10 protein-coding genes are annotated in these 8802 nt (G+C 47.1%); all 10 read left to right on the forward strand.

Features of this window, described 5'->3' with window-relative positions; all coding sequences use genetic code 11:
* Positions 1-147: 147 nt before the first annotated feature.
* The 10 genes from ACTHMC_RS06230 to ACTHMC_RS06275 all read left to right on the forward strand — a co-directional run bounded on the left by ACTHMC_RS06230 (position 148) and on the right by ACTHMC_RS06275 (position 8718).
* Positions 148-576 carry a GNAT family N-acetyltransferase gene (locus ACTHMC_RS06230; RefSeq protein WP_440411811.1) on the forward strand — a complete coding sequence of 143 codons (429 nt, stop codon included), beginning with the start codon at positions 148-150 and terminating at the stop codon, positions 574-576.
* A 386-nt stretch (positions 577-962) separates the two neighbouring features.
* Positions 963-1289 (forward strand): HesB/IscA family protein, encoded by a 327-nt coding sequence (locus tag ACTHMC_RS06235; RefSeq protein ID WP_440411813.1) that lies wholly within the window; start codon positions 963-965, stop codon positions 1287-1289.
* A gap of 38 nt (positions 1290-1327) precedes the next feature.
* Positions 1328-2773: a Fe-S cluster assembly protein SufB gene (sufB, locus tag ACTHMC_RS06240; protein ID WP_440411815.1), complete on the forward strand. Its 1446-nt coding sequence runs from the start codon at positions 1328-1330 to the stop codon at positions 2771-2773.
* A 56-nt stretch (positions 2774-2829) separates the two neighbouring features.
* Complete coding sequence (gene sufC, locus ACTHMC_RS06245) at positions 2830-3597, forward strand: Fe-S cluster assembly ATPase SufC (protein ID WP_440411817.1); 768 nt, start codon at positions 2830-2832, stop codon at positions 3595-3597.
* A 54-nt stretch (positions 3598-3651) separates the two neighbouring features.
* On the forward strand, positions 3652-4977 hold the full coding sequence (gene sufD, locus ACTHMC_RS06250; protein WP_440411819.1) for a Fe-S cluster assembly protein SufD: 1326 nt from the start codon (positions 3652-3654) through the stop codon (positions 4975-4977).
* A gap of 3 nt (positions 4978-4980) precedes the next feature.
* Positions 4981-6234: a SufS family cysteine desulfurase gene (locus ACTHMC_RS06255; RefSeq protein WP_440411821.1), complete on the forward strand. Its 1254-nt coding sequence runs from the start codon at positions 4981-4983 to the stop codon at positions 6232-6234.
* A gap of 16 nt (positions 6235-6250) precedes the next feature.
* Positions 6251-6676 carry a SufE family protein gene (locus ACTHMC_RS06260; protein ID WP_440411823.1) on the forward strand — a complete coding sequence of 142 codons (426 nt, stop codon included), beginning with the start codon at positions 6251-6253 and terminating at the stop codon, positions 6674-6676.
* 10 nt (positions 6677-6686) lie between these two features.
* Entirely contained in the window at positions 6687-7001 is a 315-nt protein-coding gene (locus ACTHMC_RS06265; protein ID WP_440411825.1) for an iron-sulfur cluster assembly protein, read from the forward strand.
* Between the two features lie 140 nt (positions 7002-7141).
* Positions 7142-7453 (forward strand): helix-turn-helix domain-containing protein, encoded by a 312-nt coding sequence (locus ACTHMC_RS06270; protein ID WP_440411827.1) that lies wholly within the window; start codon positions 7142-7144, stop codon positions 7451-7453.
* 29 nt (positions 7454-7482) lie between these two features.
* Positions 7483-8718 (forward strand): type II toxin-antitoxin system HipA family toxin, encoded by a 1236-nt coding sequence (locus ACTHMC_RS06275; RefSeq protein ID WP_440411829.1) that lies wholly within the window; start codon positions 7483-7485, stop codon positions 8716-8718.
* The last annotated feature ends 84 nt before the right edge of the window (positions 8719-8802 follow it).

Below are 8802 nucleotides of genomic sequence, written 5' to 3' on the forward strand. Positions count from 1 at the left end.
GTGGTTTTTTTTTTTTTTTTTTTTTTTTAAAAAAAAAAATATTTTTTTATAAATATTTTTTTTTTATTTTTTTTTTTTGGGTGTCTTCGGCGGGGGGGGGGGCGGCCCGCCCGGGGCCACACTCGGATTTATCCGTAACTTTCACTAATGCAAATCCGCTTCGCCACCATCTCCGACCTCCCTTCCATCTACGCCTTCGTCTGCGACCTGGAAGAACAAACCTTTGACTTCGAGCTTTTCCAGCAATACTACCGGCAAAATATATCCGAAAAAAATAATATTTACTTAGTGGCTGCGGATAACAACAACATCCCCGTCGGTTATATCAGCTGTCATGGTCAACTCCTGCTCCATCATCTGGGTATGGTCTTCGAGATCCAGGAAATGTTCGTTGACCCGCTCCACCGGGGGCAGGGTATCGGGCACCGGCTTATTGAAATCCTGGAAACCCATTTACGCGAACGGGAATGCCGCTCCCTGGAGGTGACCACCAATGCCAAAAGGGAAGCCACCCAGGAATTCTATGCCGCCTGCGGCTTCACCAAAAGCCATGTTAAATTCACCAAAACCTGGTAGCACGCCGAACGGCTTCGCATTAAACATAAATTACTCTGATTATCAGTAATTTATCCAGATTCTGAGGCTCCAAAGAATCCCTCTTTTCCCCTTTATTGCGCAGCTTCCCCATCTCCACCATCCTGTACAATCCTGACCTTTATCGCTCAAATTCCCGGAAACCTTGAATTTCCGCTCCAAAGCCGGGATTTCTGGCGTACTTTTGTGGGCTAAAATCCGCCGGGACCACCCCTCATTTTCGAGATCGGAAAAAATTTCGGCGGGTTGTTTGTTCGTCATTGATAATCAGGAAGATACCGCATTATGGACAATTCCTCCGCAGGGAACCAAACCCTTCTGGTATTGTTATATATGCACACCATTCCTAAACTGACAATCAAAATAAGATGATCACAATTTCTGAAAACGCAAAGAAATATATCCATCAGTTGATGGAGAAAGAAGGACAACCCGCGGACAGTTTTGTACGTGTGGGAGTAAAGGGAGGCGGCTGTTCCGGTCTGGCTTACGAAATGAAGTTCGATAAGGAGTCCCGCGAAAATGACCAGATTTTTGAAGACAAAGGCGTGAAACTGGTTGTGGAAATGAAAAGTCTGCTCTATCTGTATGGCACTGAACTGGATTACTCCGGTGGCCTTAACGGAAAAGGCCTCTTTTTCAATAATCCCAACGCTTCCAGAACCTGCGCCTGCGGTGAAAGCTTTGCTGTGTAACACAGCCCAGTAAATCAGACTAGACCCTACAAAAAATTATGAGCACAGATTTAGATATTTTAAAGGATGTCTCCACGGAAGAGTACAAATATGGCTTTACCACGGACATCGAAATGGAAATTGCCCCGGTAGGCTTGAATGAGGATACCGTTCGCTTCATCTCACAGAAAAAGAATGAACCGGAATGGATGCTCGAGTACCGCCTGAAAGCGCTCCGCCATTTCCTCAAACTGGAGATGCCCACCTGGCAGAACTTTGAACTGCCGCCGATAGATTTCCAGGCAATCTCTTATTATGCCGCTCCCAAAAAGCAGGCAAAACTCAACAGCCTCGATGAAGTGGATCCCGAATTGCTGGCCACCTTCGAGAAACTGGGCATTCCTCTCTCCGAACAGAAATTACTGAGTGGCGTGGCAGTTGACGCTGTATTCGACAGCGTATCCGTTGCCACCACCTTCAAGGATAAACTGAAAGAAATGGGAGTGATCTTCTGCTCTTTCAGCGAAGCAGTTCGCGAACATCCTGAACTGGTTCAGAAATATCTCGGCAGCGTAGTTCCATATACCGATAACATCTTCTCCGCACTCAATGCAGCTGTGGTTTCCGATGGATCTTTCGTGTACATTCCCAAGGGCGTTCGCTGCCCCATGGAACTGAGCACTTACTTCCGTATCAATGCACAGAACACCGGTCAGTTCGAGCGTACCCTCATCATCGCCGACGAAGGAAGCTATGTGAGCTACCTCGAAGGTTGTACAGCTCCTCAGCGTGATGAAAACCAGCTGCACGCTGCAGTGGTGGAGCTCATCGCCCTGGAGAATGCAGAGATCAAATACTCTACCGTTCAGAACTGGTATCCCGGCGACAAAGACGGTAAAGGGGGTATCTACAATTTCGTTACCAAACGCGGTATCTGCAAAGGCAACAATTCCAAGATCAGCTGGACGCAGGTGGAAACAGGTTCGAGCATCACCTGGAAATATCCAAGCGTGATCCTGAAAGGTGATAACTCTACCGGCGAATTCTATTCTGTTGCCCTTACCAAGAACAAACAGATCGCCGATACCGGTACCAAAATGTACCATATCGGAAAAAATACAAAGAGCCGCATCATCTCCAAAGGTATCTCTGCCGGTCACGGTCAGAACAGCTACCGCGGACTGGTGCAGGTAGGAAACGGTGCAGACAACGCGCGCAACTTCACCCAGTGTGATTCATTGCTGATCGGCGACGAATGCGGCGCTCACACCTTCCCGTACATCGAGTCAAAGAACAACACCGCCATGATCGAGCACGAGGCTACCACCTCCAAGATCGGGGAAGACCAGATCTTCTACCTGAATCAGAGAGGTATCGATACCGAGAAAGCCGTAGCCCTTATCGTGAACGGATATGCAAAAGAAGTGCTGAACCAGCTGCCGATGGAGTTTGCTGTGGAAGCACAGAAACTGCTGGCCATTTCACTGGAAGGCAGCGTAGGATAACAACACAATATTTGTAAACACACACCCGAGACACAATAAAACTCAATAACAGCATCATGTTAAGTATAAAAAATCTGAAGGCTTCTGTAGATGGCAAGGAGATTCTGAAAGGACTGGACCTGGAAGTTAAAGCAGGCGAAGTGCATGCCATCATGGGACCTAACGGTTCAGGTAAAAGTACCCTGGCTTCTGTACTGGCCGGTAAAGATAATTATGACGTGACAGGTGGCCAGGTGATTTTCGACGGAAAAGACCTGCTGGACCTCTCTCCCGAAGACCGCGCAAGAGAAGGGCTCTTCCTGGCTTTCCAATACCCTGTTGAAATTCCCGGTGTCAGCAATATCAACTTCCTCAAAACAGCCATGAACGAAGTTCGGGCCCATAATAATCTTCCTCCCATCGAAGCAAAGGAATTCCTGCGCATGATGAAGGAAAAACAAAAACTGGTAGAATTCGATTCCGCCCTCGCTAACCGTTCCCTCAACGAAGGTTTCTCCGGTGGTGAAAAGAAAAGGAATGAAATCTTCCAGCTCGCTATGCTGGAACCCAAACTGAGCATCCTCGATGAAACAGACTCCGGTCTGGATATCGATGCCCTCCGTATCGTTTCCCGCGGTGTGAACAAACTGCGTTCCGGAAAGAATGCATTCGTTCTCATCACCCACTATCAGCGCCTGCTGGAATACATCGTACCTGATTTTGTACACGTACTCTGGAACGGTCAGATCGTGAAATCCGGTACCAAAGAACTGGCACTGGAACTGGAAGAAAAAGGATACGACTGGTTGAAGGAAGATGCAGCAGCTGCTCCCAGCTTTCACTAATCAGCGGGTTCATTGAAAATTGTAACGCAGCCTGGCTGCGACTAAACAACCGGAATGGAAAATACGGCCACACAAATCATCAATTCATTATACGACCAGTGCATCGCGGATTTTGAAGTGCGCAGCAGCATCACTTCCGAGCCCGCTGAGCTCACTGCACAACGTCAGCAAGCTTTTCAATATTTCAAAAAGTCTGGTTTCCCTTCCAATAAGGTGGAAGACTGGAAATACGTAAACCTCACGCCATTCCTGAAAGAATCCTTCGCCACTTCTACTGAAGAAGAACTGGTGGAAGTTCCTGAGCAGGTGATCAAAGATGCTTCCATCCCTCACCTGGATGTATGGAAGATCATTCTGGTGAACGGTGTATACAGGAAAGATCTTTCCGATACAGTTAACCACGAAGGCGTTTTCGTTTTCTCTATCACTGAAGCGGCCACCAGGCCTGCATTTCAGAAGCACTTTGGAAAATATACGGATCTCGCTAAAAACCATTTTGAAGCAGTCAACACAGCGCTGTTCCAGCATGGCCTTTATGTAGAAGTGAAGAACAATGCAATCGTGGAAAAACCACTGCATGTAATTCATATCAATACAGCTGACCAGCCTCTGTTCGTTCAGCCCCGTCACCTGTATGTTACCGGCACTTCCGCTAACGCAAGCATCATCGAGAGCTTCGTGATCAGCGGCACCAAAGCCAATGTATTTGTAAATAACGTTGCAGAGATCTTTGTAGGCGCCAATGCCAACCTGCACCATTATTATATTCAGGGCGGTAATGAAAAGAACCGCTACGTTCATCACACCGAAGTGTATCAACAGGCAGACAGTGTGTACAATAATTACAAGGCAAGCTTCCCCGGCACCAGCCTCCTCCGCAATAATCTCAATATTGCACTGGACGGCGAGAACGTGGAAAGCCACCTCTATGGCCTGTACCTGACCGGCGGTACACAGTTGGTAGACAATCATACTATCGTTGACCACCGCAAACCCCATTGCCAGAGCAACGAGCTCTACAAAGGCGTACTGAAAGATGAAAGTACCGGCGTTTTCAACGGTAAGATCTTTGTCCGCAAAGACGCACAGAAAACAAACGCCTTCCAGCAAAACAATAACCTGATGCTCGGAAAGAAAGCAGTGGTGGACTCAAAGCCACAGCTGGAGATCCTGGCCGATGACGTGAAATGTTCACATGGTTCTACCGTTGGACAATTCAATAAAGACGCATTGTTCTACCTGAAGAGCCGCGGTATCGGAGAAGAGAAGGCACGTGCCCTCCTCATTCACGCCTTTGCTTTTGATGTAACAGAAAAGATCCCGATCCCCGAGGTTCAGGATCATATCAATCACCTGATCGAAGAAGGTCTGAAAGCTTAAATCATGAACGCCACTTCCACCATATCACCTGCTGTGCTGGACGTTGAAAAGATCAGGAAAGATTTCCCGATCCTTTCACTCACCGTGCACGGCAAGCCGCTGGTGTATCTCGACAATGCAGCCACCTCACAGAAACCGCTTTCTGTGATCAAGGCCATCGAGCATTACTATACACATCAGAACAGTAATATCCATCGCGGGGTGCACTTCCTCAGCCAGCGTGCTACAGAAGCGTACGAAGTGAGCAGGAAGAAAGTGGCAAAATTCATCAATGCCCCGCACGACCATGAATGTCTTTTTACCAAAGGCACTACAGATGGTATCAACCTGGTGGCATACAGCTACGGCAAACAATTTGTAAAAGAAGGTGACACCATCATCATCTCGGCGATGGAGCACCATTCCAATATCGTACCCTGGCAGATCCTTTGCGAAGACCGCAAAGCCAACCTGAAAGTGATCCCCATCAACGGGAAAGGAGAGTTACTGATGGATGAATACAGTAAACTGCTGAACGAAGATCCAAATGTGAAACTCGTTTCCGTTTGCTGGATCTCCAACTCACTCGGTACTGTCAACCCCGTAAAAGAGATCATTGCCCTGGCGCATGCCAAAGGAGTTCCCGTAATGCTGGACGCCGCACAGGCTGTGCAACATATTGCAGTGGATGTGCAGGACCTGGATGTGGACTTCCTTGCATTCTCCGGCCACAAACTGTACGGACCTACCGGAAGCGGAATCCTGTACGGAAAAGAGAAATGGCTGAACCAGATGCCCCCCTACCAGGGTGGTGGTGACATGATCAAACATGTTACTTTCGAAAAAACAACTTACAACGAACTGCCATTCAAATTTGAGGCAGGCACTCCCAATATCGAAGCCGGCATCTGTATCAGTGCAGGGCTGGATTACCTGAATGAATTCGGCATCGACGCAGTGGCGCAGTACGAGCATGAACTGCTTGAATATGTTACTGCAAAACTGCTGGAGATCCCGGGTCTGAAGATCATCGGTACTGCTGACAATAAAGCCAGTGTTGTTTCTTTTGTAGTGGAAGGAACACACCCTTCAGACATCGGCGTACTGCTCGATAAAATGGGCATTGCTGTGAGAACAGGTCACCACTGTACACAGCCACTCATGGAATTTTTCGGCATCCCCGGTACCGTGAGAGCCAGCCTTGCATTCTGCAACACTAAACAGGAAATGGACCAACTGGTGGATGGCGTGAAACGCGCAGTAGCCATGCTGGTGTAATTCCCCCGCAGCTAATATGACCATCAACGAAATACAGGACGAACTCATAGAAGAATTTTCTCTTTTTACCGACTGGATGGAAAAGTATGAATACATCATCCAGATGGGAAAGGAAGTGAACCTGATAGACGAGCAATACAAAACGGAAGACAATCTCATCCGCGGATGCCAGTCGAGAGTATGGCTGCATGCCGATTACAAAGATGGAAAAGTGATCTTCACTGCGGACAGCGATGCCATCATTACCAAAGGACTGGTGAGCATGGTAGTGAGAGTGCTCAGCGATCACACGCCAGCCGAAATCGCAAATGCTGAATTGTATTTTGTAGATAAGGTTGGTCTGCGCGAACATCTTTCCATTACCCGCAGCAATGGGTTGCTCTCCATGATCAAGCAAATGAAAATGTACGCAGTTGCCCTGCAATCGCAAGCCAACCAGTAAATACTTCAGCATGTTGAACAAAGTGAAAATGGAAATGGATATTTACGAAAAGCTCAGGACGGTCTTCGATCCCGAGATCCCCGTGAATGTGGTGGAACTGGGCCTGATCTATTCCGTAGCCATCAACGATGACGGGTATGTAAATCTATCCATGACGCTCACTGCACCAGCCTGCCCGGTAGCAGGAGATATTATCCGCGAAGTGGACGAGAAGATAAGAGAAGTGGAGGGAGTTAAAGATGCGAATGTAATGCTGACCTTCGATCCACCCTGGAACAGGGATATGATGACGGAGGAAGCGAAGCTGGAACTGGGTTTTTTGTAGAAAATAATAAGAAGTAATGATATTGAAAATGACCGATTTATCGGTCATTTTGCATTTAATACCACTGATAAACCTGGTTGAATATATAAATTGACTTATTTATCAGTCATCTTGGCATATTTTTGTCTAAAATACCGGCATTGGCTAAAAAGAAACTCAATATTGGCCCGTCAACCGAAGACCTGCTCAAAGACATGGGCCAAAACTTGAAGCTGGCCCGGTTGAGAAGAAATCTATCTGGTTCCCAGGTTGCGGACAGGGCTGGCATCGCCAGATCAACCCTTCAATTGATTGAGAGTGGAGAAGTGAACCTAACCCTGGTATCACTGATCAGTATTCTGCATGCCCTTAATCTGAATATTGCTGATTTCTTCCGTGGAGAAGATCCATTGGGCAGGAAATTACAGGATATCCAGTTATTGTCCGGAAAGACTAAGAGGAAAAAGAAATGACCGCTCAACATTCAAATAGCAAAGAGATTTTGGTTTACGCCGACTGGCTTGAACTGAAGAAGCCAGTGCTCATGGGCTGTCTTCAGGTTGATCAGATGAGGGGTAAGGAAGTCTTCTCATTTGCCTATTCTGAAGAATGGTTAAACAAAGGGGAAGCCTTACTGCTGGACCCCGATCTCGGCTTCTTTGATGGGCCTCAATATAACAAAGAGGGAAAACCGAATTTCGGGATCTTCCTGGATTCCAGCCCGGACAGATGGGGAAGGGTTTTAATGCAACGCAGGGAACAGCTCAGAGCGCTCCAGGAAAAACGAAAACCAAAGCCGCTTTTTGAAAGTGATTATTTGCTAGGTGTGTCGGATCAATATAGAATGGGTGCGGTCCGTTTTAAATTATTAGAGGATGGTGTTTTTTTGAATGAGGATAGTTCACTCGCAGCGCCTCCGCTTACTACACTGAGAAGCCTGGAAGAAGCAAGTCTGAAACTGGAAGAAGATGATGCCATCGATAACCCTGCATTCGCTCAATGGTTGAATATGCTGATGGCCCCCGGATCCTCATTGGGAGGAGCAAGGCCCAAGGCAAATGTGATTGACCCTGACGGCCAGCTTTGGATCGCAAAATTTCCCAGTAAACGGGATGAGCGGAATATAGGAGGATGGGAATGGGTGGTAAACGAACTTGCCCGTAAATCAGGCCTTTCTGTTGCGGAAGGACAGATAAAAAAACTAACACGCACTCATCATACCTATCTGACCAAAAGATTTGATCGTGTTGGAGAAAATAGAATACACTTTGCAAGCGCCATGACATTGCTCGGTAAGAATGATGGAGCCGATGCTGCCAGCGGCGCTTCTTATCTTGAGATGTTCGATTTTATCACCCGGTTTGGTGCTGATGCAACCGAAGATCTGAAAGAGCTTTGGAAAAGGATCGTTTTCAATATCAGCGTCAGTAATTCCGATGATCACTTACGTAATCATGGATTTTTGCTAACACCCAAAGGATGGAAACTTTCTCCAGCATATGATATCAATCCTGTTCCGTACGCTACAGGGCTTTCTTTGAACATCGACAGATACAGTAATGCACTGGATCTTGACCTTGCAATGGAGGTGTCAGAGACTTTCCGGCTCAATACTAAAGAAAGCAAAGCCATCATTACTACAATTAAAAATGCGGTTGGGCAGTGGGAAAAGACTGCTGCCAATATCGGCTTGTCCCGCAATGAAATGGGGCAGATGGCTCCCGCCTTCCTCACATAAAAAGCCCCGCAATTCCTGCGGGGCCGAAACACAACCTCTATACTGAGACACAACCATATATGAAACACAAACTTTCAGTTCATT

It is taken from the genome of Pseudobacter sp., assembly GCF_051955275.1.
Taxonomy (GTDB): Bacteria; Bacteroidota; Bacteroidia; order Chitinophagales; family Chitinophagaceae; genus Pseudobacter.